Origin of the sequence: Nesterenkonia aerolata, assembly GCF_031470965.1 — a bacterium.
GTDB classification, from domain to species: Bacteria; Actinomycetota; Actinomycetes; order Actinomycetales; family Micrococcaceae; genus Nesterenkonia; species Nesterenkonia aerolata.
The window spans coordinates 78,935-104,548 of the sequence record NZ_JAVKGR010000003.1; the positions used below are offsets into that span (position 1 = coordinate 78,935).

25 protein-coding genes are annotated in these 25,614 nt (G+C 67.5%); 19 read left to right on the top strand and 6 right to left on the bottom strand.

Going from position 1 to position 25,614, the window contains the following annotated elements:
• Positions 1 to 48 precede the first annotated feature (48 nt).
• The 4 genes from RIL96_RS04380 (at position 49) to RIL96_RS04395 (ending at position 3,061) form a co-directional block, all read left to right on the top strand.
• Positions 49 to 663 (top strand): hypothetical protein, encoded by a 615-nt coding sequence (locus RIL96_RS04380; RefSeq protein ID WP_310547791.1) that lies wholly within the window; start codon positions 49 to 51, stop codon positions 661 to 663.
• Between the two features lie 268 nt (positions 664 to 931).
• Positions 932 to 1,681: a hypothetical protein gene (locus RIL96_RS04385; protein ID WP_310547792.1), complete on the top strand. Its 750-nt coding sequence runs from the start codon at positions 932 to 934 to the stop codon at positions 1,679 to 1,681.
• 79 nt (positions 1,682 to 1,760) lie between these two features.
• Positions 1,761 to 2,651: a hypothetical protein gene (locus RIL96_RS04390; RefSeq protein WP_310547793.1), complete on the top strand. Its 891-nt coding sequence runs from the start codon at positions 1,761 to 1,763 to the stop codon at positions 2,649 to 2,651.
• Between the two features lie 71 nt (positions 2,652 to 2,722).
• Entirely contained in the window at positions 2,723 to 3,061 is a 339-nt protein-coding gene (locus tag RIL96_RS04395; RefSeq protein WP_310547794.1) for a hypothetical protein, read from the top strand.
• A gap of 91 nt (positions 3,062 to 3,152) precedes the next feature.
• On the opposite strand, the gene RIL96_RS04400 is transcribed toward RIL96_RS04395, so the two are convergent.
• A complete protein-coding gene (locus RIL96_RS04400) occupies positions 3,153 to 4,616 on the bottom strand; it encodes an MFS transporter (protein WP_310547795.1) in 1,464 nt (487 codons plus the stop codon).
• Positions 4,613 to 6,289: an FAD-binding dehydrogenase gene (locus tag RIL96_RS04405; protein WP_310547796.1), complete on the bottom strand. Its 1,677-nt coding sequence runs from the start codon at positions 6,287 to 6,289 to the stop codon at positions 4,613 to 4,615. The genes RIL96_RS04400 and RIL96_RS04405 overlap by 4 nt, the downstream gene beginning before the upstream one ends.
• Positions 6,290 to 6,491: 202 nt before the next feature.
• Between RIL96_RS04405 and RIL96_RS04410 the strand changes: the two genes are divergently transcribed.
• The 6 genes from RIL96_RS04410 (at position 6,492) to RIL96_RS04435 (ending at position 12,201) form a co-directional block, all read left to right on the top strand.
• Positions 6,492 to 7,148, top strand: coding sequence for a hypothetical protein (locus tag RIL96_RS04410; RefSeq protein ID WP_310547797.1), 657 nt, complete (start codon positions 6,492 to 6,494; stop codon positions 7,146 to 7,148).
• A 112-nt stretch (positions 7,149 to 7,260) separates the two neighbouring features.
• Positions 7,261 to 8,148, top strand: coding sequence for an exodeoxyribonuclease III (locus RIL96_RS04415; protein ID WP_374761846.1), 888 nt, complete (start codon positions 7,261 to 7,263; stop codon positions 8,146 to 8,148).
• Positions 8,149 to 8,235: 87 nt separating this feature from the next.
• Positions 8,236 to 8,517 carry an Lrp/AsnC family transcriptional regulator gene (locus RIL96_RS04420; protein ID WP_310547798.1) on the top strand — a complete coding sequence of 94 codons (282 nt, stop codon included), beginning with the start codon at positions 8,236 to 8,238 and terminating at the stop codon, positions 8,515 to 8,517.
• A gap of 134 nt (positions 8,518 to 8,651) precedes the next feature.
• Positions 8,652 to 9,680, top strand: coding sequence for a tryptophan--tRNA ligase (gene trpS, locus RIL96_RS04425; protein ID WP_310547916.1), 1,029 nt, complete (start codon positions 8,652 to 8,654; stop codon positions 9,678 to 9,680).
• 65 nt (positions 9,681 to 9,745) lie between these two features.
• Positions 9,746 to 10,834: a YihY/virulence factor BrkB family protein gene (locus tag RIL96_RS04430; protein ID WP_310547799.1), complete on the top strand. Its 1,089-nt coding sequence runs from the start codon at positions 9,746 to 9,748 to the stop codon at positions 10,832 to 10,834.
• 221 nt (positions 10,835 to 11,055) lie between these two features.
• The gene (locus RIL96_RS04435; protein WP_310547800.1) at positions 11,056 to 12,201 is read left to right on the top strand and encodes a hypothetical protein; all 1,146 of its coding nucleotides are present in this window, start codon (positions 11,056 to 11,058) and stop codon (positions 12,199 to 12,201) included.
• Positions 12,202 to 12,406: 205 nt separating this feature from the next.
• Here the strand turns inward: RIL96_RS04435 and RIL96_RS04440 are convergent, their stop codons facing one another.
• From RIL96_RS04440 to sdhC, 4 genes are all read right to left on the bottom strand, one after another.
• Positions 12,407 to 13,192: a succinate dehydrogenase iron-sulfur subunit gene (locus RIL96_RS04440; protein ID WP_310547801.1), complete on the bottom strand. Its 786-nt coding sequence runs from the start codon at positions 13,190 to 13,192 to the stop codon at positions 12,407 to 12,409.
• Positions 13,192 to 14,979, bottom strand: coding sequence for a succinate dehydrogenase flavoprotein subunit (sdhA, locus tag RIL96_RS04445; RefSeq protein ID WP_310547802.1), 1,788 nt, complete (start codon positions 14,977 to 14,979; stop codon positions 13,192 to 13,194). Before sdhA ends, RIL96_RS04440 begins: the two co-directional genes overlap by 1 nt.
• 136 nt (positions 14,980 to 15,115) lie before the next feature.
• A complete protein-coding gene (locus RIL96_RS04450; RefSeq protein WP_310547803.1) occupies positions 15,116 to 15,619 on the bottom strand; it encodes a succinate dehydrogenase hydrophobic membrane anchor subunit in 504 nt (167 codons plus the stop codon).
• A gap of 2 nt (positions 15,620 to 15,621) precedes the next feature.
• Positions 15,622 to 16,032 carry a succinate dehydrogenase, cytochrome b556 subunit gene (gene sdhC / locus RIL96_RS04455; RefSeq protein ID WP_374761847.1) on the bottom strand — a complete coding sequence of 137 codons (411 nt, stop codon included), beginning with the start codon at positions 16,030 to 16,032 and terminating at the stop codon, positions 15,622 to 15,624.
• A gap of 350 nt (positions 16,033 to 16,382) precedes the next feature.
• Here sdhC and RIL96_RS04460 point away from each other — a divergent pair, with 350 nt between their 5' ends.
• From RIL96_RS04460 to RIL96_RS04500, 9 genes are all read left to right on the top strand, one after another.
• Positions 16,383 to 17,468, top strand: coding sequence for a mannose-1-phosphate guanylyltransferase (locus RIL96_RS04460; RefSeq protein WP_310547917.1), 1,086 nt, complete (start codon positions 16,383 to 16,385; stop codon positions 17,466 to 17,468).
• Positions 17,458 to 18,639: an amidohydrolase gene (locus tag RIL96_RS04465; protein WP_310547805.1), complete on the top strand. Its 1,182-nt coding sequence runs from the start codon at positions 17,458 to 17,460 to the stop codon at positions 18,637 to 18,639. The genes RIL96_RS04460 and RIL96_RS04465 overlap by 11 nt, the downstream gene beginning before the upstream one ends.
• A gap of 210 nt (positions 18,640 to 18,849) precedes the next feature.
• On the top strand, positions 18,850 to 19,335 hold the full coding sequence (locus RIL96_RS04470) for a cytidine deaminase (protein ID WP_310547918.1): 486 nt from the start codon (positions 18,850 to 18,852) through the stop codon (positions 19,333 to 19,335).
• A gap of 148 nt (positions 19,336 to 19,483) precedes the next feature.
• A complete protein-coding gene (locus RIL96_RS04475) occupies positions 19,484 to 20,824 on the top strand; it encodes a thymidine phosphorylase (protein WP_310547806.1) in 1,341 nt (446 codons plus the stop codon).
• A gap of 16 nt (positions 20,825 to 20,840) precedes the next feature.
• Positions 20,841 to 21,650, top strand: a complete 810-nt coding sequence (locus RIL96_RS04480) for a DedA family protein (RefSeq protein ID WP_310547807.1) — start codon at positions 20,841 to 20,843, stop codon at positions 21,648 to 21,650.
• A 10-nt stretch (positions 21,651 to 21,660) separates the two neighbouring features.
• Complete coding sequence (locus tag RIL96_RS04485; protein ID WP_310547808.1) at positions 21,661 to 22,824, top strand: adenosine deaminase; 1,164 nt, start codon at positions 21,661 to 21,663, stop codon at positions 22,822 to 22,824.
• A complete protein-coding gene (locus RIL96_RS04490; RefSeq protein ID WP_310547809.1) occupies positions 22,821 to 23,267 on the top strand; it encodes a MazG nucleotide pyrophosphohydrolase domain-containing protein in 447 nt (148 codons plus the stop codon). The genes RIL96_RS04485 and RIL96_RS04490 overlap by 4 nt, the downstream gene beginning before the upstream one ends.
• A 149-nt stretch (positions 23,268 to 23,416) precedes the next feature.
• Positions 23,417 to 24,697 carry a phosphopyruvate hydratase gene (gene eno, locus RIL96_RS04495; protein WP_310547810.1) on the top strand — a complete coding sequence of 427 codons (1,281 nt, stop codon included), beginning with the start codon at positions 23,417 to 23,419 and terminating at the stop codon, positions 24,695 to 24,697.
• A gap of 253 nt (positions 24,698 to 24,950) precedes the next feature.
• A complete protein-coding gene (locus RIL96_RS04500; RefSeq protein ID WP_310547811.1) occupies positions 24,951 to 25,601 on the top strand; it encodes an FtsB family cell division protein in 651 nt (216 codons plus the stop codon).
• Positions 25,602 to 25,614: the final 13 nt, after the last annotated feature.

Below are 25,614 nucleotides of genomic sequence, written 5' to 3' on the forward strand. Positions count from 1 at the left end.
CATCGTGTCAGGATGTGACGAGAGATCGCTTCTGAGGAGGAGAGCAGGATGACTGAGAACCCTGAGAGCCGGCCGGCCGGATTCCAGCAGCCGGGAGCACAGCAGCCGGGAGCCCAGCAGCCCGGTGTCGCTGGCTCGAAGTTCGGGACCGAGGCCTATGACCCGCATGCCGCCTATGGGGGGCCGATGCAGCGGCCGAAGTCCTTCGACCGTGTCCGTCAGCTCACCATCGTCTCTTTCCTGACCTACATGCTGAGCTCGGGACTGTCGATGGTCGTGCTCAACGACGAGCAGCTCTACCGTGAGCAGCTCGAAGCCCAGGGCCAGGAGGCCACCCAGGAGGCGCTGGACTTCATGACGATGTCTGCCCTCGTCGGCGGGATCCTCATGCTCGTGGTGGGACTGGTCATATACCTGGTGGTGCTGCTGGGGCTCAAGAACGCGAAGAACTGGGCACGGATCCTCGGCACCGTGTTCTGCGCTCTGGGCATCATCTCCATGGCGTTCTCGCTGACGGGGATAGGGGCGCTGCTCTCCGCCGGTGCGCTGGGCATCATCGTGCTGGTGACGTCCCTGCTGTTCATTCTGGTCAATGTGATGTGGCTGATCAGCGCGTTCTCCAAGGACACCAACGCCTACATCGCTGACCGCGCCAAGCGCTGAGTGATCGCTGCGATCGCGTCATGACGCAGTGAGAGCATCAGCTCACGGGCCCCGCCGGATTCGGCGGGGCCCGTGGTGTCTCTACCGGGACATACCGGCTGATCGTCTGCGGTGTCCAGCGCATCGGGGCCCCTTGTGGAGAACTCCGCTCCTGTGGAGAGCCGGAGCGGGGCACGTGCCGTCTCTGCCAGCATCGTCGAGATAACGAGGACTCAGTCGGGCAGAGATCCGGCTGAGTCCTGAGGGCGCATCACATGACAGAGGAGCGATGAGGCAGATGACACAGGGGTTCTACGAGGCCGGCCGGTGGGAAGCAGAACAGACTGGGGCAGTGTCAGCGCAGACCGGCATGGACGCAGCAGCAGTTTCGCCCTACTGGCCTCCACGGCCTGCCAGGCCGCCGCTTCGTTCGGCACAGCCGGCACTGGTGATGTCGGCGGTCTCCTGCCTGGGTGCCACTTTGGCCAGTGTCTTCGGGGTCGTCATGTTCATCGGGCTGATCACCGGTCGTTGGGGTGAGGACCGATGGCGGCAGTCCTCGGAGGCAGACGGGCTTCTGCTGGTGATGGCCCTGCCCGCCCTGGTCGGTGTCGTCGTGCTGGTCGCCGTGGTGGCGGTCTGTCTCGTCCTCTACCGTGTGGTGGCCGTGGGTATGGCTCGGGAGAAGCAGTGGGCACGTGTGCTCGGATTCGTCCTGGCCGGGCTCGGGCTCTTCGGCGTCGTCACCTCCGCTCCTCTGCTGGAGATGCCGGCCATGGTCTTCGCCTTCGCGATGGTGCCTGATCCGTTGTATCTGTTCTCCGCGGTGGTCGTGATGATCGGCGGAGTGCTGGGTCTGGGGTACGTCGCCACCACCATCTGGTGGATCATCGCTGCGGCGCGTGCGACAGTCGGCGTGCGGCCTGCGATCCCGGCATGGCCCGTCCCCGCGGGTCCGTCTTTCGCTGGTGCGCCGGTGTCCGCTGTATCAGGAGGCGATGTCAGCGCTGCCCCCTATGATGGGGAACACATCACCTAGCGTGCGCAGCGAGGCCGCTGACGAGGCGGATCTGTGCCGCGGGGCCAGGGGAACGGGAACCGAAAGGACGGCATCGGGTATGTCTTCATCCCACGAAGGTACGCAGCAGGCCAACGGACATCACTACCAGAGTGGGTATGGTCAGGGGTACGCCCCGGGGCATCCTCCCGGGCAGGCGTCGAGCCAGTCGGGTGCCCCGTCGGAGGGCTCTGCCGGACGGGGGCGGGCCTCGCGCAGATTCCGTCGGCTCAGCCTGGTCACGCTGGTCTCAGCGGGCCTGTTCCTGGTGCTTCACGCCGTCGATATGATCACCCGGTACGTGGTGATCAGCGCTGTGGGTTACTCGATGGGTGACACCGTCGCCTACCGCGGCGCCAACGGCAACCTCACTCTGGATGGTGACTTCGCGCTCCTGGTCTTCGGGGCGGTCGCCACGGTGATCCTCGGCGCAGTGTTCTATGCGGCGGCGATCATCGGGCTCCGCCTCGACGCCGGCTGGGGGCGGATCGTGGGGCTGCTGGGGTTCCTGCTCGGCGGGGCGGTGCACCTCTTCGGGGGCTTCTTCATGCTGATCGTCTGGCTGATCTCCTTCTCCGAAGGCGGGGGACCGGTGCTGCTCACCGTGGTCTCGATCATCCTCACCCTGGCGTTCTTCGGGGTGAACATCTGGTGGCTGGTGGTCGCGATCCGCACTCCCTGGGGACGCCCCGCCGAGGCGTCATCGCCGCTGCCGAGCAACGGCCCGCCGACTGCCGCCTACGGCGCAGAGGGCTACGGCACGCAGAACTACGGCACGCAGAACTACGGCGCTGGCCAGTATGGAGCGGGTCAGTACAGCAGCCCCGGCCAGCACAGCCCCGGCCAGTACGGGGCTGGGCAGTATGAGGCCGGCGAGTACGGCGCTGGCCAGCACCGCGGCGGATACAACGGTCACAGCGGAGATGACGGAGAGACCTCCCCGCGTTCGTAGGATGGTGCCCAGAACGTCAGCCTGCGCTGATCGCACAACCGCTGATCACACAACCTAGGGAAGGACGGCAGATGACCGCACAGCACACCACCGACGGTGGAACCCAGCCGGAGCGCATCACCTGGATGCGCCGGTACACGATCGACCCGGACCTGGCCGAGGAGTTCCTCAGGTTCCTGCGTGATGAGGTCATCCCCGCACGCCGAGAGTTCGGCTTCGCCGTCGAGCAGATGTGGCTGGACGCTGACCACACCCAGCTGACCTGGTTCGTCAGCCGTGCCGGCACCTCCGAGGAGTACGCCGCCGCGGAACGGGACTGGGAGAGTTCCGAGGTGCGCCGCATCATCTTCGCCGATAAGCCCAAGTATGTGCTGGCCAAGGACCTGTGTGAGGTCCGCCGGCACGCCTGAGATGGGCAGCTGAGCAGTGCCCGCCTCAGGCCTCGCGTCCGCGGCGTGCGGTCGAGGACTCAGGTGGCAGCCCGCCCGTGGTGCCGGGGCCTCATCGGTGCCGCGGTGACTCTCTCAGCCGGTGAGCGATGAGCCATGCGGTGACGGCCGCGGGCGCCAGCAGCCCCGCGATCACCAGCGCGGCGACGACGAGACCCACCGCGTGGCCCTGGCTCTCCGCGGCGGCGAAGTACACCGCAGTGAGCACTGCGATGCCCACAGCAGTGGCAAGCCGCTGCGCTGTCTGAGCGACCCCGCCCGCAGCACCGGCCATGGAGGTCGGCACCTGCTCCATCGACAGCGTCTGCGCGCTGGGGATGATCAATGCCTGTGAGAGCCCCACCAGCGCCACCACGGCGGCCAGCACCCCGGGCGCACCCCACACCGTGTCCGCCAGCCAACCCACGACGGCGACGAGCAGCATCGACGCCACCGCCGCCGTCGTCCCCACCACCAGGAAGATCACACCGCGGCGTTCGACCCGGCGCCCCACCGATGACGACAGCGCCATGACCATCACCGCGCTGGGCAGTGTGACCAATCCGGCGACCACCGCGCTGTACCCGAGCCCCTGCTGCACATAGACCGCCACCACAGCCCACACTGCCGGCATCCCGGTGAAATACAGACTCAGCACCAGCGAATTCAGGGTGAAGCTCGGCACCGAGAACAGCCTCAGATCAACCATCGGGCTGGCATCAGCACGTGCCCCCAGCCGACGTTCCCAGAGGACCCACAGAGTCATCACCGCCACACCACAGGTGCCCATAAGCACGCCGACCCACACGCTGACACCCAGGAACGGGACCATCACCAACAGCACACCGGTGCACAGCAGGAGCACCCCGAGCGGATCCAGCGCCTTCAGCCCGGCGATCCCTCGGCCCGGGCTGGCCGATCCACGCGCATCCTGCGGCAGCCAGAGCACCGCCAGCACGCAGGCCGCCAGGGCGACGGGCACGTTGATCAGAAAGGTCAGACGCCACCCGGCATCATCTCCAGCCACATCGATCAGCACGCCGCCGACCGTCGGACCGAACGCCACCGCCGCACCGATCACCGTGCCCATCAGGCCGTAGGCACGCCCCCGCGCCGCCCCGTCGAACAGCGACTGGATCATCCCGATGATCTGCGGGGTCAGCACGCCCGCGCCCAGCCCCATCAGTACCCGGCCGATGTTGAGCACCGTCGGTGTCGGGGCCGCCGCGCACAGCAGAGACGCCGCCCCGAACAGCCCGGCACCCAGCAGAAAGAACCGTCGCCGTCCCCAGAGATCGCCTGCGCGACCCGCCGGAACCAGTGCAACCCCGATCGCCAGGGCATAGCCGGAGAGCACCCACTGCAGATCAGCGGCCGAAGCGCCCACCCCGGTCTCGATCGCCGGCAAAGCGACATTGACGATGCTGATGCTCATCAGCGCGACGAACAGCGGCGCCAGCAGCGCCGTCATCGTCCGGGCCTGGGAGTGTCCCGCTGGAGAGCCTCCGTCGGTAGTGCGCGGCGTCGTCGCGCTCATAGACGGCTGACCAGGGAGCGGCCTGCCATCAGGCCGGAGAACAGGCATCCACCGAGGAATGTGCCCTCCAGTGCGTTGTAGCCGTGGACACCGCCACCGCCGAACCCAGCTGCCTCCCCGACGGCCCACAGGCCCTCCACGACGGTGCCGTCGCCGTCGAGCACTCGGGATTCCAGATCCGTCTGGATGCCGCCCAGAGTCTTGCGGGTGACCACCGAGAGCCGCACAGCGATCAGCGGCCCGGCCTGGGGATCGAGGATCCGATGCGGAGCCACCGTGCGCAGCAGCCGATCCCCGCGGTACCGCCGGCTGTTATGGATTCCCATCACCTGGTGATCCTTGCTGTACGGGTTGGTCACTTGGGCGTCCCGGGCCTCGATCTGCGCGCGGATCTGCCCGGCATCGAGAAGGTCGCGGCCCTGCAGAGCGTTCATCTGCGCCACCAGCTCCTCCAGGCCCTCGGCGACGAGGAAGTCCTCACCGTGCTCCTTGAACGCCTCCACCGGGGGAGCGGCCCCGGAGCCCAGACGGCTGCGCAGCAGCAGCCGGATGTCGCGGTCGGTGAGGTCCGGATTCTGCTCGGAGCCGGAGAGGGCGAACTCTTTTTCGATGATCCGCTGGTTGAGGATGAACCAGGAGTGATCGAACTCGGCGATCTGCGGGTCGGTGCGCAGCAGCTCCATCGTTCCCAGCGTGTCGAAACCCGGCAGCCCGGGTGCGGGGAGCCGGCGTCCGAGTGCATCGAACCACATCGACGAGGGCCCGGGCAGGATGCGGATCGCGTGCTGCGGCCATACCGGGTTCCAGTTGCGGATCCCCTCGGTGTAGTGCCACATGCGATCACGGTTGACCAGCCGCGCCCCGCGCGCCTCGGCGATCTCCAGCATCCGTCCGTCCACCGACGCCGGAACCCCGGAGATCATCTGCCGCGGCGGGGTTCCCAGACGGGACGGCCACCACCGGCGCACCTTTTCATGGTCTCCGCCGATCCCTCCGGAGGCGATCACGACGGCGCGGCCGCGCAGCTCGAACTCACCGACCACCTCCCGGGATGTGGCCACACCTCGCGGGGCCTCATCCGGGGCGAGCACGGACCCACGGACGCCGACCACGGCACCGCCGTCGACGAGCAGGTCATCGACCCGATGCCGGAAGAACAGCCGCATCAGCCCCTGCTCCTCAGCCTGCCGCGCCCGCCGGACGAAGGGATCGCTGACCCCGGTGCCTGTGCCCCAGGGGATGTGGAAACGCGGCACGGAGTTCCCGTGGCCGGTGGCCGTGCCGTCGCCGCGTTCGGCCCAACCCACCAGCGGGGTGAACCTGATCTCGTGGCTGCGCAGCCACGAGAGTTTCTCTCCGGCAGCGAACTCCACATAGGCGCGGCCCCACTGCTGGGCCCAGTGATCCTCGGGGTGGTCGCCCTGTAGCCGGTCCCATCCCGCGGAACCCTGCCAGTCCTGCCAGGCGAGCTCGAAGGAGTCCCGGACCCCGAAGCGTCGCTGCATCGGCGTGTCCACCAGGAACAGCCCCCCGAAGGACCAATGGGCCTGCCCGCCGAGGTTGGCTTCGGACTCCTGTTCCACCAGGGCCACACGGTGCCCGGCGTCGGTGGCCTCATGACAGGCGACCAGACCGGACAACCCACCTCCGATGACGATGACGTCAGTCTCCATGTACCGAACCTAGTCCAGACGGGCAGGTGGGTCGAGGGAGGGAGAGGTCGCAACGCTCGGCAGGTCTGCGGATCTGGGGTGGCCCCTGACGTCAGGGCTCTGCACCGCTCCTCTGCGCATCGCCCCTCTGCGCACCGTCCTTCTGCGCACCCCTCAGCGGAGGATTCGCCAGCTGAGCCCCGGGCCGGGGATAATCGCAGATATGAGTTCTCAGTCCCTGCCTCCCTCCGGTGCGCGCGCGGGATCGGACCGTGCCGGCCGAGGCGGCGTCCCGCGCCTGCCCAGCATGACCTTCGCCGTGATGATCACTGTGCTGCTGGTGGCCCTCGTCTTCGCCGCCAACCAGAACGACGTCATCGGATGGATCATCGCCGCGATCTCCGCAGGCTGGCTGCTGCTGGCGGTCTGCGTGGTGCTCTTCGTCCGCCGCGGTGCCCGCAAAGTCGGCGAAACCCTCGACCATGCCCGCGCTGACCAGGCGGCACGAAATTCGGCCTCCGGCGGCGGGACCGTCGTCGTCGACGAGGACACCCACACCCGGAACCTGAAGCTGGATCACTCATTCAAGATCGTCCAGGTGCAGAAGCGTGTCATCGCCGAGGAGCTGGAGAAAGGTGCGGAGGCGGACCTCGAGATGGTCGCCCGCTCCCTGGACACCATCGATCAGACCGCCCACAACGGCCGTGACATGCTCGCCGACCTGGTGGGCCGCAGCTCCTCGTCCCAGGGTTCAGCGCAAGGCTCGGAGCAGGCAGCGGACCAGTCGGCAGACCAGGCAGCAGGCCAGGAGCGCGCCCAGCGGCAACGGCGTTCACGAGGTGACGACGACGGCACGATCTCCGGCAGCGTCGTCCCCTGAGCGGCAGCCCCGCCTCCGCACCCACTACCAGCACCCACTCACCGCGCCGCTACCCAGGCCGTGACCCGCGCCGCGAGCAGGACGCCCACCGCACAGCAGGAAGGACCTTCCGGTGACAGACGCCGCTGAGACACAGCACTCCACCAGCCCGCACGTCGTCCGCGACCCCAAAGGTAAAGGACTGACCCGTATCGCCTCGGTCAATGTCAACGGCATCCGCGCCGCCCACCGCAAAGGCATGGGGGAGTGGCTGGCTGAGCGGGAGATCGACGTCCTCGCCCTTCAGGAGGTCCGGGCCGATGCCGCGATCACCCGCCGGCTCATCGATGAGATGACCGAGGGCACCGGGCAGCAGTGGTATCTGCACGAAGAGGAGGCCGCAGCCAAGGGCCGTGCCGGGGTCGCGGTGGTCACCCGCGCCGAGCCCAGTGCCCGGCGCACCGGCATCGGGGCGGGGCACACCGAGGATCAGGGACGCTGGGCCGAAGTGGACCTGCCCCTGTCTGACGGCTCCGTGCTCACCGTGGTCAGCGTCTACGTACACTCCGGCGAGGTCGGCAGCATCAAACAGGACCACAAGATGCGTTTCCTCGCCGATATGCAGCGCTACCTGCCCCAGCTGGCCGCGCAGAAGGACCACGTGCTCGTCGTCGGAGATCTCAACGTCGGGCACACGGAGCTGGACATCAAGAACTGGAAGGGCAACCGGAAGAACTCCGGGTTCCTGCCCGAGGAGCGGGCGTTCTTCGACGAGTTCTTCGGCGTCTGCGGCTACGTCGACGTCGCCCGCCGTCACGCCGGAGAGGTCGACGGCCCCTACACCTGGTGGTCCTACCGTGGTCAGGCCTTCGACAACGACACCGGATGGCGGATCGACTACCACATGGCGACTCCGGCGCTGGCCGAGCTCTCGGAGAACCCGCGGGTGGACCGGGCCGCCGACTACTCGCTGCGCTGGTCGGACCACGCCCCGCTGGTGGTCGACTATCGCCTAAGCTGAGAGGGCCTAGGCTGGGAGGGTGCGACGACGGCGTATACCGCATAAGGCCGTGCCCAGAAGGACGATGAGGATGAGGAGACCGCAGATATGGTGACCGCGATCGTGATGATCAAGACCGATCAGGACGCCATCGTGGATGCGGCTCAGCAGATCGTCGCCATCGACGGGGTCCGCGAGGTGTACTCGGTGACCGGCAACTGGGATCTGGTGGCCATCGTGGAGGGACGCCGCTTCGACGATCTCTCCCAGCTGATCCCGGACCGGATCGCCAAAGTCCCCGGCCTGCGTGACACCGAGACCCTGGTGGCGTTCCGGGCACACAGTGAGGCCGATCTCGAAGCCGGGTTCGCCCTCGGCCTCGACGACTAGGCCCCAGCGGACAGCACCGCGCAGTCCGGGGCGCGGCGACGCCGCCGGGCCTCACCGATCAAGAGCAGGCACCGAGAGGACGGAACCACGTGGGTCAGACCGCGCAGAGTCAGGACACCGCACCGCAGACTGCGCTGCCGGGGGTCGGAGCAGGAGGCCGTGAGCGGGTCCTCTCCGGGATGCAGCCCTCGGCGGACTCGCTGCACCTGGGCAATTACATCGGCGCCCTGACGAATTGGACCAGAACTCAGGAGAAGTACGACGCCTACTTCTTCATCCCGGACATGCACGGGATCACCGTGGCCCATGATCCGGCCGTGCTGCGCGAACGCACCCGGCGCACGGCTGCCCAGTACATCGCCGGCGGCATCGACGTGGAGCGCTCCACGCTCTTCGTGCAGTCCCATGTGCCCGAACACGCGCAGCTGAGCTGGATCATGACCTGCCTGACCGGGATGGGCGAAGCCTCCCGGATGACCCAGTTCAAGGACAAGACCCAGAAGTCCGGATCAGATGCCGCCGGGGTGGGGCTCTTCGCCTACCCGATGCTCATGGCCGCGGACATCCTGCTCTATCAGCCGCACGGTGTGCCGGTCGGTGATGACCAGAAGCAGCACGTCGAGCTGGCCCGCAACCTGGCCCAGCGGTTCAATCACCGTTTCGGCGAGACGTTCCGCGTGCCGGAGCCCTTCATCCCGGAGAACGGGGCCCGGATCTATGACCTGCAGAACCCGACGGCGAAGATGAGCAAGTCTGCAGAGTCCCCGAACGGCCTGGTGAACCTGCTGGACACCGATCGGCAGATCGCCAAGAAGATCCGCTCGGCAGTGACCGACGACGGCACGGAGATCCGTTTCGACCGGGAACACAAGCCGGGGGTCTCCAACCTGTTGTCGATCTATTCGGCGATCAGTGGCCGCAGCATCGAGCAGCTCGTCGCCGAGTTCGAGGGCCGGATGTATGGGCACTTGAAGGTGGAGCTGGCCGACGCCGTCGTCGCGGCTCTAGGTCCTGTCCGGGACCGTGCGCTGGAACTGCTGGACGATCCTGCGGAGCTGGATGCACTGCTGGCCTGCGGGGCGGCCAAGGCCCGGCAGACCGCACATCCGGTGGTCACCGCCGCCTACGAGAAGATCGGCTTCCTGCCTCCGGCGCAGGTCTGACTGCGGTGGGAGAAGAGGAGCGGCCGGGCCCCGGCTCGGGGTCTGAGCGTGGGGGACCGGTGCCGGTGGGGGCGACTGAACGGATCCGTCCGCGGACCTCACAGCATCATGCGCTGATCGAATCGGCGAAGAACCGGCTCGGCCGGATCGACAGCCGCCAGGAGGTCACGCCCCGTCCGGACCCCACCGACCTTCCCCACCTGCGGCGGCGTGAGCTCGAAGCCCGCATGAACCTGGGCCGGATCCGCCGGGAGCGCCGGGGGCTCGGCGCGCTGATCCCCGCGGCGATCGTCTGGGGCCTGACACACCTGGACACCACCCGGCTGGTGCGCACGCTCAACCTGTTCTTCTTCCACTATGGCACTGTGATGGCCGCTGGCGCGGCGTACATGATGTTCTTCTCTGTGGCGGCGATGCTGGTGGCCGGTTTCTCCATCGCCGGAATCGTGGTCGGTGGCAACGAGCAGCTCCAGCAGGATCTTGTCCTGGCGGTGAATACGGCCGTGCCCGGCCTCATCGACACCGGTCAGGGCGGGCTGGCCTCGCAGCAGGAGCTGTTCCGGCAGCAGGGTTTCAGTGCAGCGCTGGGTGTCTCCCTGATCGTACTGGTGGTGACGTCGCTGAGCTGGTTGCACGGATTGCGTTCGGGGGTGCGCTCCATCTTCGACCGTCCGCTGATGGCGGAGAACATCGTCATCGTGAAGCTGCGGGATCTGGGGCTGATGCTGATCGTCGCGGTGCTGCTGTTGGCCACCGTCGGTCTGTGGGCGCTGACCACCGACGCCGTGCAGGGGGCGCTGGAGCTGGTGGGTTGGGACGGGGGAGCGCTGATGGCGCTGCTGCGCCAGGCAGGGATCCCGATCGTGACCTTCGTGATGGATGCGCTGCTGGCGCTGGTGCTGCTGCGCATGGCCTCCCGTGTGGTGATCCCGGTGGCGGTGCTGTGGCAGTCGGTGCTGATCGCCGCCGTCGGGGCCTCGACGCTGCGGATGCTCTCCGGCCAGCTGCTGAGCTCCACGGCGAACCCGATTCTCGATTCCTTCGCCGCGGTGCTGGGGCTGTTCTTCTATTTCTACCTCTTCAGCCTGGTCATCCTCCTCGCCGCGGCCTGGGGCGCGATCGGCACCGCCCGCCGTCAGGAGCGCCGCGCGTAGCCGCAGTCCTGCTGAGGGCCAGCCGAGGCTCCCTCGTTGCGCGGCGCCTCTCGCCGTCGTGCCGACCTCTCTCCGCGAGTCATAGTTCTCTGCCGAATCGGGCGCGCACAGGGCTATGATCCGCGTAGGAGACTATGCCGTATGTGCACAGATTCCGAGTTCTCCACAGGCTGCGGCTCACCGCTTACAGCGGTGCCCAGGATTCGTCCATCCTGGACGGCATGGATGCCCCACCGCCACCGCGTCGCACCGAGCCCCGCCTCTCATTGCTCATCGCCGAAGCAGACCCCGACGGCGGCCACACCGGGACACGGCTCAGCGCGCAGACGGCGGCCGGGCAGGCGGTTCGTCTGCGCCGCGGAATCTATGCCCCGCTGGAGAGGTGGCTCACGGCGGCCCCGTGGCAACGGTACGAGTTCGCGGTCGCCGCGGCGGCGTGGCGGGATCCTGCACGTGTCTTCTGCCGAGAGACCGCCCTGCTGCTGCACGGGGTTCCGTTGGCTTCCACGCCCGAGGCCGTCACCCAGCGGACGTCTCACCGCGGCGACGTCGGCATCCGCAGCACACCGCCGCTGCTGGGGATGGTGAACCGGCGTCAGCAGCAGCTGCTCATGACTCAATGGTCTCAGCGGTTGGGCCGCAGGCTGCGGGAGAAGGACCTGTCTCCCATTCCACTCCGCCGTCATTTAGGCGTGTTGCCCGGAGGAGTGGCCGAGCAGAGCTGGACCGGAGCCGGAAGGATCTCCCAGCACCAGAGGGTGGGTGCTGAGGCCCTGCCCGGCGTGCACGGACCGGCTGTGGGATATCACGTGGAGTCGCTTGGTCTGGCGCTCGCCGATACCCTGCCGCGCCTGCCCTTCGCCGAGACGATGGTCGCCGCTGATGCCGTCCTTGCCGGGCGGTATGGCGGCGGTCCGGCGCAGAGCGTGGACCAGCTTCTCGACTGGATGCCGTGGGCGTCCTCGCAGCGAGCAGCGGCCCGGTTCCGTCGGATTCTCGACTTCGCTGACGCCCGCGCGGAATCGCCGGGGGAGTCGATGTCCCGAGCCGTCATCCGGCAGCTCGGTTTTGAAGACCCCGAGCTGCAGGTCGTCATAGATACCGATGCAGGCCGGCGCTACGGTGACTTCGGCTGGAGAGGTGGGCGCATCATCGGAGAGTTCGACGGCAAGGCCAAGTATCTCGATTCCGTGCGCATCAGTGGCGACGACGCGGCGACTGTGCTGTGGAAGGAGAAACGGCGCCAGGAGGCGGTGGAGCGCACCGGTCGTTTGGTGGCTCGCTGGGGATGGGAGGAGCTGCAGCGGCCGCATCTGCTGGAGAAGATCCTCCTGGCCAAAGGCGTCCCGCGGAGCACCGGCCCGTGAATCTACCCGCCTGCTGAGCCCCATGCACACGGGTCATAGCTCTCTACGCGGATCATCATTCTCTGCAACCGAGATCTGGCACGAGGCTATGAGGCACGGCGTCTTCGCACGAGAATCCACCCTGCAGACGCACCGGGGGCGGGCGAGGACCGGTATCCGGTACCTCGCCCGCCCTCTGACGGTGGTGCTGGCAGCGCGCCGTCGATCACATGGCGCGGGTGAGGATCGCCTGCTTCACTTCGGCGATCGCCTTGGTGACCTCGATGCCGCGCGGGCAGGCATCAGTGCAGTTGAAGGTGGTACGGCAGCGCCACACACCTTCCTTGTCATTGAGGACCTCCAGGCGCAGATCCCCGGCATCGTCACGCGAATCGAAGATGAACCGGTGCGCATTGACGATGGCGGCCGGACCGAAGTACTGGCCGTCGGTCCAGAACACCGGGCAGGAGGAGGTGCAGGCTGCGCACAGGATGCACTTGGTGGTGTCATCGAAGCGCTGCCGATCCTCGGGAGACTGCAGCCGTTCGGCCGCCGGCGCCGGGGAGCTGTTGATCAGGAAGGGCATGATCTCGCGGTAGGACTGGAAGAAGGGCTCCATGTCCACGATCAGATCCTTCTCGATCGGCAGGCCCTTGATCGGCTCCACAGTGATCGGCTTGGAGGTGTCCAGATCCTTCAGCAGGGTCTTGCAGGCCAGACGGTTGCGCCCGTTGATGCGCATCGCGTCGGAGCCGCAGATTCCGTGCGCGCAGGAGCGGCGGAAGGTCAGTGAACCGTCGATCTCCCATTTCACCTTGTGCAGGGCGTCGAGCACACGGTCGGTGCCGTACATGGTGATCGTCCACTCGTCCCAGCGGGCCTCCTCAGAGAACTCCGGGTCGTAGCGGCGGACCTTCAGGGTGATGTCGAAGCTGGGAACCTCGCCGCCGCCTTCGCTCTGCTGGAGGTCGACCTTGGAGGCGGGCTCTGCGACGTCTGGTGTGGTGCTCATCAGTACTTACGCTCCATCGGCTCGTAACGGGTGAAGACGACCGGCTTAGTGTCGAAACGGATGCCCCGGATGCCCTCCATCTCGGCCTCAGGGTCCTTATAGAGCATCGAGTGCAGCATGAACCGCTCGTCATCGCGGTCCGGGAAGTCCTCGCGGTAGTGCCCACCACGGGACTCCTGCCGATGCAGTGCGGAGACGGTCATGACCTCGGCCATGTCCAGCAGGAAGCCCAGCTCCACAGCCTCGAGCAGGTCGAGGTTGAAACGGCGTCCCTTGTCCTGGATCTGCACGTTCTGGTAGCGCTCACGCAGCCGGGCGATGACGTCGAGCGCTTCACGGATGGTCTCCTCGGAGCGGAACACCTGCATGTTCGCGTCCATGGTCTCCTGCAGCTCCGTACGGATCGCCGCCACGCGCTCACCACCGGAACCGCTGCGCACGACGTCGAGCATCTCCACTGTCCGGGACTCCGGAGTCTCCGGCAGCTCCACGAACTCCGCGCCGGAGGCGTACTCAGCGGCGGCGATGCCGGCGCGCTTGCCGAAGACGTTGATGTCCAGCAGCGAGTTGGTGCCCAGACGGTTCGACCCGTGCACCGAGACGCAGGCGACCTCACCGGCGGCGTAGAGGCCGGGGACGATGGTGTCGTTGTCCTGCAGCACCTCAGCGTCCACAGTGGTGGGGATACCGCCCATGGCATAGTGGCAGGTCGGGAACACCGGCACCGGCTCGGTATAGGGCTCCACGCCCAGGTAGGTGCGGGCGAACTCAGTGATGTCCGGCAGCTTCGCGTCGATGTGCTCCGGCTCCAGGTGGGTCAGATCCAGCAGCACGTAGTCCTTGTTCGGCCCCGCGCCGCGGCCCTGACGGACCTCTTCGGCCATGGACCGGGCGACGATGTCACGCGGTGCTAGGTCCTTGATGGTGGGGGCGTAGCGTTCCATGAACCGCTCACCCTCCGAGTTACGCAGGATGCCGCCCTCACCGCGGGCCGCCTCGGAGAGCAGGATCCCCAGTCCGGCCAGCCCGGTGGGGTGGAACTGCACGAACTCCATGTCCTCCAGCGGGATGCCGGCCCGGTAGGCGATGGCCATGCCGTCGCCGGTCAGGGTGTGCGCGTTGGAGGTGGTCTTGAAGATCTTGCCCAGCCCGCCGGAGGCGAAGACCACCGACTTGGCCTGGAAGACGTGGATCTCACCGTTGGCGAGGTCGTAGGAGACCACGCCGGCCACCCGCTTCTGCAGGTAGGTGGAGCCGTCCTCGCGGGTGGCCTCCTCTTCGACGGTGAGCAGGTCGAGCACGTAGTACTCGTTGTAGAACTCGACGTTGTGCTTCACGCAGTTCTGGTAGAGGGTCTGCAGGATCATGTGACCGGTGCGGTCCGCGGCGTAGCAGGCCCGGCGCACGGCGGCCTTGCCGTGATCGCGGGTGTGGCCGCCGAAGCGGCGCTGGTCGATCTTGCCCTCAGGGGTGCGGTTGAACGGCAGCCCCATCTTCTCCAGATCCAGGACCGCGTCGATGGCCTCCTTGGCCATCACCTCCGCGGCGTCCTGATCGACCAGGTAGTCGCCGCCCTTGACGGTGTCAAAGGTGTGCCACTCCCAGTTGTCCTCCTCCACATTGGCCAGCGCGGCGCACATGCCGCCCTGCGCGGCGCCGGTGTGGGATCGGGTGGGATACAGCTTGGTCAGCACGGCGGTGTGCGCACGCTGACCGGATTCGATGGCGGCGCGCATCCCGGCGCCGCCCGCGCCGACGATGACGACGTCGTACTTATGTACCTGCATCAGTTCAGGCTCTCTCTTCTCGGGTGTCTGAAGATGGGTGCTCGTCGAGGCTGGACCGCCGGATGCGGGTGCGGGTGCTCCGGGGCTTCCTCATGCCTGTCGGCGCGGGTCCGGCTCACCGCCGGTCCGCGCCGACTCAGATGTTCTCGCAGAAGGCCGGTGCGCCGTCGAGCAGCTGGCCTGCCTCATTGGTCAGGCAGGGCTCGAAGGTGAAGATCACCAGGGTGCCCAGGGTGATGATCACCGCCGAGGCGATGAACAGGATGCCCTTCAGCGCCACACGGGTGCGGTCCTTCTCGGCATAGTCGTCGATGATCGTGCGCATCCCGTTGGTGCCGTGCAGCATGGCCAGCCACAGCATGACCAGGTCCCAGAACTGCCAGACCGGGTTGGCCCACTTCCCGGCGACGAAGCCGAAGTCGACCTGGTGGATGCCGTCACCGACCATGAGGTTCACCCACAGGTGGACGAAGATCAGCACGACCAGTGCGAGGCCGGAGACGCGCATGAACAGCCAGGCAACCATCTCAAAGCTGCCTGAACCGGACTTGCTGCGGAGGTATTTGGGGTCGATGCGGGCCGAACGGGGGGCCTCGATGCCCTGCGCGGACAGGACTGCTTCGGAGTTCGTGGTCGTCATGATCAGGCTCCCTGGATGAACAGCATCAGGTGGCGGATGGTGAAGGCGGCCATCGTGATCACCCACAGGCCGATGACGCCCCAGAGCAGCTGCCGGTGGTACCGGGTGCCCTGCTTCCAGAAGTCGACGAGGATGATGCGCAGGCCGTTGAAGGCGTGGAAGACGATGCCGCCGACCAGGCCGATCTCGCCGACGATCATGATGGGGTTCTTATAGGCGCCGATGACGGCGTCGTAGGCCTCCGGGGAGACCCGCACGAGCGAGGTGTCGAGCACGTGGACCAGCAGGAAGAAGAAGATTCCCACTCCGCTGATCCGGTGGACGACCCACGACCACATGCCTTCGCGACCCCGGTAGAGGGTCCCGCCTGTCTTGGTTTGCGTCACGAGTTCCTTACCTCCCTGCAGCGTCATACGGCTCGCCGCCCACCGGCCCTCCCTTGGGCGCGGTGATCGCACGGCGGTGCGGATCCGTACGAGGCCGGTGCGAATGCGATCTCGGATACAAGGGTACGACACCGAGCAGCCCTGTTCCGGCACCAGCTGGTGTGCGGCAGCAATATCACGACAATATTGCGCCGCGGCACCTGCCTTCCAACGGCGGTGTTCCGACGCCGCGGCAGCTGTCTCCTACGCGCTCACACCGGGCAGGGTGCCCTCGGGGCGTCTACCCTGTAGAGGTGACTTTCCGAGACGAGGCAGCCGAGCCGCGTGCTGCAGACGCCTCCGCGGCGCCCGCCGATCCCTTCGACCGCTTCTATACGGTGATCCCCGCCGGAGGGGTGGGAACCCGTCTCTGGCCGCTCTCGCGGGCCAACGCGCCGAAGTTCCTCCACGACCTCACCGGTTCGGGGACCACACTGATCCGCGGCACCTATGAGCGGATGGCTCCGCTGACCGGTGAGCGCGTCATGGTCGTCACCGGTGAGGTCCACCGCGATGCCGTGCTGCGCCAGATCCCCGAGCTTGATGACCACGACCTCGTCCTGGAGCCCTCTCCGAAGGACTCGGCCGCAGCCATCGGTCTCGCCGCGGCCATCCTCGCGCGCCGGGACCCGCAGATCATCATGGGTTCCTTCGCCGCCGATCAGGTCATCGCACCGGTCGGCGCCTTCCAGGAGGCGGTGCGGGAGGCCGCGGCCACCGCCGCGACCGGCAAGATCGTCACCATCGGGATCACCCCGACCTACCCCTCCACCGGATTCGGGTACATCCGGCGGGGCGCGAAGCTCGAGATCGACGGCGCCCCGAGTGCCCGCCAGGTGGAGCGTTTCGTGGAGAAGCCGGGGGAGGAGACGGCCCAGCAGTACGTCGACTCCGGCGAGTACCTCTGGAACGCGGGGATGTTCGTCGCCCCGGTGTCCCTGATCCTTGAGCATCTGCGCCGGGCCGAGCCGGAGCTGCACGCCGGGCTCACCGAGATCGCCGAGGCCTGGGAGGCCGAAGACCGCACTGCCGAGGAGGTCATGGCCCGTCTCTGGCCGTCGCTGAAGAAGACCGCCATCGACTATGCCGTCGCAGAACCGGCCGCCGACGCCGGAGACGTCGCCGTCGTGCCCGGGGACTTCACCTGGGACGACGTCGGAGACTTCGCCGCGATCGCCCGGCTGAACCCGGCCGAACACGAGGACGAGATGACCGTGCTCGGGGATCAGGCTCGGGTGTATTCGGATCAGTCCTCCGGGGTGGTCGTCTGCGACACCCGCCGGGTCGTGGCGCTGATCGGGGTGCAGGACATCGTCGTGGTCGATACCGATGACGCCCTGCTGGTGACCACCACTGACCACGCCCAGGCGGTGAAGCAGGCCGTGGAGGCTCTGCGTGAGAAGGGAGACTCTGATGTCCTCTGACCCCTCAGCGGTGGTGACCGAGCTGGAGCAGCAGCTGCTGACCATGCGGCGTGAGCTGCATGCCCACCCGGAGCTGTCCTGGAAGGAGCTGCAGACCACACAGCGGATCGCCCGGTGGCTGCGGCAGGCCGGGCTGGAGCCGCAGCTGCTGCCCACCACCACCGGTCTCTACGTCGATGTCGGCGCCGGACCCCATGTGGCCGGATTCCGCGGGGACATCGATGCCCTGCCCATCACGGAGTTCACCGGCCTGGAGTACGCCTCCGTCAACGACGGCGTCGCCCACTCCTGCGGGCATGACATCCACACCACAGTGATGCTCGGACTGGCGCTGTCCCTGCACCGGCTGCACGCTGAGACCGAGGGCGGTCTCGGCGGCACGGTGCGCGTGATCTTCCAGCCGGCGGAGGAGACGATGCCCGGCGGCGCCCTGGAGGTCATCTCCCAGAAAGTGGTTGAGCCCCTGCCGCGGGTCTTCGCGCTGCACTGTGAGCCGCGCATCGATGTCGGGTCGATCGGCACGCGCATCGGTGCGATCACCTCCGCCGCCGATGTGGTCCGCATCGAGGTCTCCGGCCGCGGCGGGCACACCTCCCGCCCGCACCTGACCGAGGACGTGGTCGGCGCCTTGGCGCATATCGCCGCCACTGCGCCGAACGTGCTCGCCCGGCGGATCGATGTCCGTTCGGCGGTCTCGTTGGTCTGGGGGCAGATCCATGCCGGCAGCGCGCATAACGCGATCCCCTCCTCCGGGACGCTGACCGGCACCATGCGGATCCTCGACGCTGAGGACTGGTGGCGCGCCGGGGATGTGCTCGATGAGATCATCACCCAATGCGCGGCGCCGTTCGGCGTCGACGTCGACGTCGAACATGTCCGCGGTGTCCCGCCGGTGAACAATGCCGAAGCCGAGATCAGTGTGGTGGAGTCTGCGGCACGGAAGGTCCTCGGGGACGGTGCGGTGCTGCTGGCCCCGCAGTCCATGGGCGGCGAGGATTTCGCGTGGATGACCCATGAGCGCCCCGGGGCGATGTTCCGGCTGGGGACCCGCGCTCCGGGCGGTGAGGACTACGATCTGCACCGCGGGGACTACATCCCCGATGAGCGGGCGATCGGCGTGGGCGTGCGGGTCATGCTGGGCACGGCGCTGACCCTGCTGGGTCAGAGCTGACCCTGGCAGGGCTGCTGAGGGCGCTGCCGTCCGCGGTGTTCGCCTGGCCGGTCCAGCAGGCAGCGGCACAGAGGTGAACGGCAGCGAGTCTCACGGCATAGACGCAGGACAGCGCAGACGTAGGATGGGGCCATGAGCGCGAATGAGCACCGTGAGGCCGGGGTGAGCCCTGCCGGGGGCCGTAGGCCCACCACCGATGATGACTTCGAGATGACCGGCAGCCTGCGCGTGGCCGCCGACGCCGGGCGCATCGACTGGGATGCGCTGATCACCCAGGCGCGCATCGCCATGACCAAGGCGTATGCGCCGTATTCTGGCTATCCGGTGGGCGCGGCCGCGAAGCTGGACACCGGCACCATGGTCAGCGGATGCAATGTGGAGAACGCCTCCTACGGGGTCGGACTGTGTGCAGAATGCACGCTGGTCGGCCAGCTGCAGATGTCCGGCGGTGGTCGGATCGCCGCCTTCGTCTGCGTCAACGGCTCCGGGGAGCTGATCACCCCGTGCGGACGATGCCGCCAGCTGCTCTACGAATTCGCGGCCGAGACCATGTACGTGCGGACCGCCCGCGGTGTGGTGACCATGGATGAGCTGCTCCCGCAGGCCTTCGGTCCGAAGGACCTGGACCAGGGCAAGGACCAGGGCAAGGACGATGACCTGCATCAGGGCCTGAACGTCGATTCGCAGCAGCACTGAGACCACCGCGAGACCACCGCCCGGTGACGCCCCGAACGCTGGAGCCGACACTCCCGGAGCCGTGAAGCCGAGCCGCGAAGCGGAGCAACGAAGCCGAGCAACGAAAGCGGAGCAACGAACTTGTCAGGACCCGACCAGTGAGGACCCTATGACGCAGGACAGCACCCCCGGCACGCAGACCTTCGACGTCGTCGACCTGATCCGCACCAAGCGCGACGGCGGCCGGTTGGCCGATGAGGAGATCGCCTGGCTCATCGACGCCTACACCCACGGCCGCATCGCCGAGGAACAGATGTCCTCACTGGCGATGGCGATCCTGCTGCGCGGGATGGAACGTGCCGAGATCTCCCGGTGGACCCGCGCGATGATCGAATCCGGCGAGCGCATGGACTTCTCCTCGCTGAAGGATGCTGATGGCCGCCGTCGGCGCACTGCCGATAAGCACTCCACCGGAGGGGTCGGGGACAAGATCACCCTGCCCCTGGCGCCATTGGTGGCCAGCTTCGGGGTTCCGGTGCCCCAGCTCTCCGGGCGGGGACTCGGTCACACCGGCGGCACCCTGGACAAGCTCGAGGCGATCCCCGGCTGGCGTGCCTCGCTGAGCAATGAGGAGATGCTGCGCCAGCTCGATGAGGTCGGCGCGGTGATCTGCGCTGCCGGCGCCGGACTGGCTCCGGCTGATAAGAAGCTCTACGCCCTGCGGGATGTCACCGGCACGGTGGAGGCCATCCCGCTGATCGCCTCATCGATCATGTCGAAGAAGATGGCCGAGGGCACCGACGCGCTGGTCCTCGACGTCAAGGTCGGCTCGGGCGCCTTCATGAAGACCCGTGAGGATGCCGAGGAGCTGGCCAGGACCATGGTGGCCCTGGGTACGGACGCCGGTGTGGCAACCACGGCCCTGCTGACCTCGATGGAGGCCCCGCTGGGGCTGACCGCCGGTAATGCGGTGGAGGTCGAGGAGTCGGTGGAGGTGCTGGCCGGTGGCGGCCCCGCCGACGTCGTCGAGTTGACGGTGGCCCTGGCCCAGGAGATGCTCACCGCCGCCGGAGTCTCAGGGGCGGACCCGGCCGAGGCGCTGCGTGACGGCCGGGCGATGGACACCTGGCGGCGGATGATCGCTGCTCAGGGCGGTGATCCGGACGCCGAACTGCCGCGTGCGGCGCATGAGCACACCGTCACCGCCGAGCGTTCCGGCACGCTGTCCCGGATGGACGCCATGGCCGTCGGGCTGGCCGCGTGGCGGCTGGGCGCCGGACGCGCTCGCAAGGAGGACGCGGTGCAGGCCGGGGCGGGGGTGCGGATGCACGCCAAGCCTGGAGACACGGTCACCGCTGGTCAGCCGCTGTTCACGCTGCTCACCGATGAGGAGCACCGTATCGAGCGTGCCCAGGCCGCGCTGGAAGGTGCCGTGGATGTGGCAGACGATGAGGCGAGCGCCGCGGCTGAGAGCCTGATCCTCGGGCGGATCACCGCCGACGAGCTCTGAGCCGTTCGGTTCCTCCGTGCTCGCAGAGTGGCTTGACCTGATCCAGGACACCCTGCTCGACGCCGCCAGCGGGTGGTGGACGATGCTGGGGCTGTTCGCCATCGCCTGCTTCGACGGTGTGGTGCCCATCTTCCCTTCGGACACCGTCGTCGTCGGCTTGGGCACGATGCTCGGCGAACCCGGTGTCCCGGCGTGGTACTGGGTCGTGCCCACCGCCGGATTCGGTGCGCTGGTGGGGGACTTCACGGCGTATCGGATCGGACGGGCGATCGGGACTCAGCGGTTCCGGTGGATGCGGCGCCCCACCCCTCAGCGTGCCCTGGCCTGGGCCCGTCATGAGCTGGACAAGCGCGGGGCGCTGGTGATCTTCGTCGGCCGGTTCATTCCTGGTGCCAGGGTCTCGATCAACTATGTGGCCGGGGCGACGCGCTATTCGCAGCGCCGATTCCTGGTGATCGATCTTGTGGCCTCACAGGTCTGGGCCGGGTACAGCCTGTGTGTGGGGTACATCGGTTCGACCCTGTTCGATTCGATCCTGGTGGCGGTGGTCGTCGCCGTCTCCTTCGCCATCGCCGTGGGGTGGTGCTTCGATCTGATCTTCCGCGCGGTCACCCGCTGGCTGGATCGCCGCGGGGTGCCCATCGACCCGGATGGCTATATGGACACCTCGGCGATCCCGGTGGAGCGTCCGATCCGGCTGCGCCGGCGCGGTGCAGATGAGGAGATGGGTGATGGGGTGAATGACGAGGTGAATGACGAGGTGAATGACGAGTTGGATGACGGGGCAGACGCCCCGGGGGAGCCTAGGGACGGGCAGAGTCGATAGACTCGCTGATATGACTGAGAGCCCTGCCGCTGAGCCCGCTGTACTCGACCGCATCGCCCGGCTGGAGGAGACGGTCCGTCAGCTTCCGAAAGTCTCCCTCCACGATCATCTCGACGGCTCCCTGCGTCCGTCGACGCTGATCTCCCTGGCTGAGTCCATCGGCCACGAGCTGCCCGCCCAGGATCCGGATGCGCTCGCCGCGTGGTTCGTGCAGGCCTCAACTTCCGGCTCGCTGGAGCGCTATCTCGAGGGCTTCGCCCACACTACGGCGGTGATGCAGACTGCTGAGGCGCTGCGCCGGATCGCCCGGGAGTATGTGGAGGACCTCGCCGCCGACGGTGTGGTCTACGCCGAAGTCCGGTGGGCGCCCGAGCAGCACCAGGCAGAGGGGCTGAGCCTGGAAGAAGCGGTCGACGCCGTGCAGGCCGGTCTTGAGGACGGCATGCGGACTGTGGCGGAGAAGGACGGGCTGATCGTGGTGGGTCAGCTGCTCTCGGCGATGCGCCAGTCGGACCGTGCTGAGGAGATCGTCGAGTTGGCGATCAGTCGCCGCGACGCCGGTGTCGTCGGCTTCGACATCGCCGGTCCCGAGGCCGGGTTCCCGCCGTCGCGGTTCGAAGCGGCGTTCACCCGCTTGGCCGAGCAGATGCTCCCGGCCACTGTGCACGCCGGAGAGGCCGACGGCGTGGAATCGGTGCGGCAGGCCCTGGTGGCGGGCCGTGCCCAGCGCCTGGGCCACGGTGTGCGAGTGGCTGAGGACATCACCGTCTCGGCTGAGTCCGCTGAGACTGAAGACGGCGAGGAGGCCGTCGAGGTCAGTCTCGGTGAGGTGGCGCGGTGGGTGCGTGACCGGCGGATCCACGTGGAGATCTGCCCCACCTCCAATCTGCAGACCGGCGCCGTGGACGGTTTCGCGCCCGAGGGGGAGGCCGTGGCGTTGGAGGACCATCCTTTTGACATGCTCTACCAGCTGGGTTTCAGCGTGGGGGTGAACACGGACAACCGGCTGGTCTCCGGGGTGACGCTCTCCGGCGAGCTGGCGCGCCTGGCCGTGGCCTTCGACTACGAGCTCGGTGAGCTGGCGGACTTCCAGATCAACGCGATCGAGGCCGCCTTCCTCGGCTACGAGGAGCGCGAGGCACTCTCGGCCCTGATTCTCGAAGCCTGGCAGTGAGCGCAGAGCCGGAAGCAGGTGCGGTACCTGCCGCAGAGCCGTCGCTGCCGCATATGGTGCGATTGGTCCAGGTCATCGCGGAGCTGCGGGAACATTGTCTGTGGACGGCGGATCTGACCCATGAGGCGCTGTCCCGGTATCTGATCGAGGAGGCGCAGGAGACTGTCGAGGAGATCGAGGCCGGTCCCGTCGGCGATCCCGTGCGTGAGGATCGGTTCCGTACGGAGCTGGGGGATGTGCTGCTGCAGGTGGTGCTGCATGCGCAGCTGGCGGCTGAGCGCGGTGCCTTCGATCTTGATGCCGTGGCCGAGGCGATCACCGCGAAGCTCATCCGTCGCAACCCTCATGTCTACGCCGAAGACGGCACCTTGGATCCGCAGCCGGCCACCCGTGAAGAGATCGAAGCCGCCTGGGCGCGGATCAAACAGCAGGAGAAATCCTGACCCACCCACGTTTATCCGAATCCTCTGCGAAATCCGTGCCTTATAGAGTTCGGATCTCGCAGACAGTTCGGACAAACGTGGTTATAGAGTGGGGAGTGTCAACGGCGACTCCGTACCTCCTCACACCCACCCCCCGAGAAGGAGTTCTCATGTCTCTGATCGCCAGCGTGTTCGGCCGCGAGATCCTCGACTCCCGCGGCAACCCGACAGTGGAGGTCGACGTCCTCCTCGACGACGGCAGCTTCGGCCAGGCCGCCGTTCCCTCCGGAGCCTCCACCGGCGCGTTCGAGGCTGTGGAGCGCCGCGACGGCGATTCCGCCCGCTACCTCGGCAAGGGCGTCAGTGCCGCAGTCACCGCCGTCAACGACGTCATCGCGCCTGCCCTGGAGGGCCAGGACGCCACGGAGCAGCGGGCCATCGACCAGATCCTGCTGGACCTCGACGGCACGGAGAACAAGTCCAGCCTGGGCGCCAATGCGATCCTTGGTGTCTCGCTGGCCGTGGCCAAGGCCGCCGCGGACACCTCCGACCTGCCCCTGTACAAGTACCTCGGCGGTCCCAACGCTCACCTGCTGCCGGTGCCGATGATGAACATCCTCAACGGCGGCTCCCACGCTGACTCCAACGTCGATATCCAGGAGTTCATGATCGCGCCCATCGGGCTGCCCACCTTCTCCGAGGCCCTGCGAGCCGGCGTCGAGGTCTACCACGCGCTCAAGGCCCTGCTGAAGGAGCGCGGTCTCTCCACCGGGCTCGGCGACGAGGGCGGCTTCGCCCCGAATCTCGACTCCAACCGCGAGGCCCTCGACCTGATCTCCGAGGCCATCACCCGGGCCGGATACACCCCCGGCGCCGATGTCGCGCTGGCCCTGGACGTCGCCGCCAGCGAGTTCTTCTCCGAGGGGACCTACACCTTCGAAGGCCAGCAGAAGTCGGCTGAGCAGATGAGCGCCTATTATGCCGAACTGGTCAGCGCCTACCCGCTGGTCTCCATCGAGGACCCGCTGGACGAGGACGACTGGGAGGGCTGGAAGACGCTGACCGAGCAGATCGGCGATGCGGTCCAGCTGGTCGGCGATGACCTCTTCGTCACCAATCCTGACCGCCTGCAGCGCGGTGTCAGCTCTGAGACCGCGAACTCGCTGCTGGTGAAGGTCAACCAGATCGGTTCGCTGACCGAGACCTTCGAAGCGATCGCGCTGGCCCAGCGCAACCGTTACACCACGATGATCTCTCACCGCTCCGGTGAGACCGAGGACACGACGATCGCCGACATCGCCGTGGCCACCAACGCCGGACAGATCAAGACCGGTGCGCCGGCGCGTTCCGAGCGCGTGGCCAAGTACAACCAGCTGCTGCGCATCGAGGAGGAGCTGGGCGACGCCGCAGCCTATGCCGGCACTGCCGCGTTTCCGCGCTTCTCGGCCTGAGCCGCCGCGGCGCTGAGGCTCGCGAGCACAGCGTCATGCACGGCTGACACGCCGCTTCACGCACGGCCGACGCACAGGGCCCTGTGACACCGCCCCCAGGTGTCGCGGGGCCCTGCTGCTCTCTGCACGACTTATCCTGGAGATCACAGAGCATTGCGCAGCGGGTGCTGAGCGGCTCTCAGAGCAGCAGGTGCTGCGGGCCCCTCAGGTGGGGCCAGCCTCGGGTGAGGCGCTGTGCCAGCAGAGACGACGGATGACCGCCCCTGAGCAGGGTGACGAGGCAAGGAGGCTCAGGCCTGTGGCCGATGAGGACCAGCACCGTGGCCAACACCGTGACCGGCGCCGTGCCGCGCGGAATCATTCCGCCCAGCAGCGCCGGCTCGCCGAACGGGATCAGGTCTCCGGTGAGATCCGGGTGCCGGCACGTCTGAGTGCGGCACGTGATCGCCGTCAGGCCGAGCAGCGCAGCCGCGAGCGTCAGTCCGGCGGACACCGCACCGTCAGTGCGCGCACCGCGGTGCCGGAGCGCACCGTCTCCGGGCGGATGATCGTGCTGACGCTGGTCGCGCTGGTGGTGATCTCCTTCATGGTTCCCACCGCGCGGACCTACTTCCAGCAGCGCGGTGAGGTCGCGGAGTTGGAAGCTGAGATCGCCCAGGAGCAGCAGCGCCAAGAGGATCTGGAGTCAGATATCGCCCGCTGGGATGACCCGGAGTACGTGCGTCAGCAGGCCCGAGAGCGGATCAACCTGGTCATGCCCGATGAGCGGCGGTATCAGATCGTCGGTGACCTCGACGACGCCGGCACCGACGTCCCTGAGAACCAGGAGCCCGGTGAGGTGCGCACCGACCTGCCCTGGGCTGATGCGCTGTGGGACTCCGTCATGCGCTCAGCGGCGGAATGAACTCGCATACCTG

What these genes read in the sequence shown, in the direction of transcription:
- RIL96_RS04380 (WP_310547791.1), top strand. Translation starts at nt 49, where the DNA reads ATGACTGAGAACCCTGAGAGCCGGCCGGCCGGATTCCAGCAGCCGGGA.
- RIL96_RS04385 (WP_310547792.1), top strand. Translation starts at nt 932, where the DNA reads ATGAGGCAGATGACACAGGGGTTCTACGAGGCCGGCCGGTGGGAAGCA.
- RIL96_RS04390 (WP_310547793.1), top strand. Translation starts at nt 1,761, where the DNA reads ATGTCTTCATCCCACGAAGGTACGCAGCAGGCCAACGGACATCACTAC.
- RIL96_RS04395 (WP_310547794.1), top strand. Translation starts at nt 2,723, where the DNA reads ATGACCGCACAGCACACCACCGACGGTGGAACCCAGCCGGAGCGCATC.
- RIL96_RS04400 (WP_310547795.1), bottom strand. Translation starts at nt 4,616, where the DNA reads ATGAGCGCGACGACGCCGCGCACTACCGACGGAGGCTCTCCAGCGGGA.
- RIL96_RS04405 (WP_310547796.1), bottom strand. Translation starts at nt 6,289, where the DNA reads ATGGAGACTGACGTCATCGTCATCGGAGGTGGGTTGTCCGGTCTGGTC.
- RIL96_RS04410 (WP_310547797.1), top strand. Translation starts at nt 6,492, where the DNA reads ATGAGTTCTCAGTCCCTGCCTCCCTCCGGTGCGCGCGCGGGATCGGAC.
- RIL96_RS04420 (WP_310547798.1), top strand. Translation starts at nt 8,236, where the DNA reads ATGGTGACCGCGATCGTGATGATCAAGACCGATCAGGACGCCATCGTG.
- RIL96_RS04435 (WP_310547800.1), top strand. Translation starts at nt 11,056, where the DNA reads ATGGATGCCCCACCGCCACCGCGTCGCACCGAGCCCCGCCTCTCATTG.
- RIL96_RS04440 (WP_310547801.1), bottom strand. Translation starts at nt 13,192, where the DNA reads ATGAGCACCACACCAGACGTCGCAGAGCCCGCCTCCAAGGTCGACCTC.
- sdhA (WP_310547802.1), bottom strand. Translation starts at nt 14,979, where the DNA reads ATGCAGGTACATAAGTACGACGTCGTCATCGTCGGCGCGGGCGGCGCC.
- RIL96_RS04450 (WP_310547803.1), bottom strand. Translation starts at nt 15,619, where the DNA reads ATGACGACCACGAACTCCGAAGCAGTCCTGTCCGCGCAGGGCATCGAG.
- sdhC (WP_374761847.1), bottom strand. Translation starts at nt 16,032, where the DNA reads ATGACGCTGCAGGGAGGTAAGGAACTCGTGACGCAAACCAAGACAGGC.
- RIL96_RS04465 (WP_310547805.1), top strand. Translation starts at nt 17,458, where the DNA reads ATGTCCTCTGACCCCTCAGCGGTGGTGACCGAGCTGGAGCAGCAGCTG.
- RIL96_RS04470 (WP_310547918.1), top strand. Translation starts at nt 18,850, where the DNA reads ATGACCGGCAGCCTGCGCGTGGCCGCCGACGCCGGGCGCATCGACTGG.
- RIL96_RS04475 (WP_310547806.1), top strand. Translation starts at nt 19,484, where the DNA reads ATGACGCAGGACAGCACCCCCGGCACGCAGACCTTCGACGTCGTCGAC.
- RIL96_RS04485 (WP_310547808.1), top strand. Translation starts at nt 21,661, where the DNA reads ATGACTGAGAGCCCTGCCGCTGAGCCCGCTGTACTCGACCGCATCGCC.
- eno (WP_310547810.1), top strand. Translation starts at nt 23,417, where the DNA reads ATGTCTCTGATCGCCAGCGTGTTCGGCCGCGAGATCCTCGACTCCCGC.
- RIL96_RS04500 (WP_310547811.1), top strand. Translation starts at nt 24,951, where the DNA reads ATGACCGCCCCTGAGCAGGGTGACGAGGCAAGGAGGCTCAGGCCTGTG.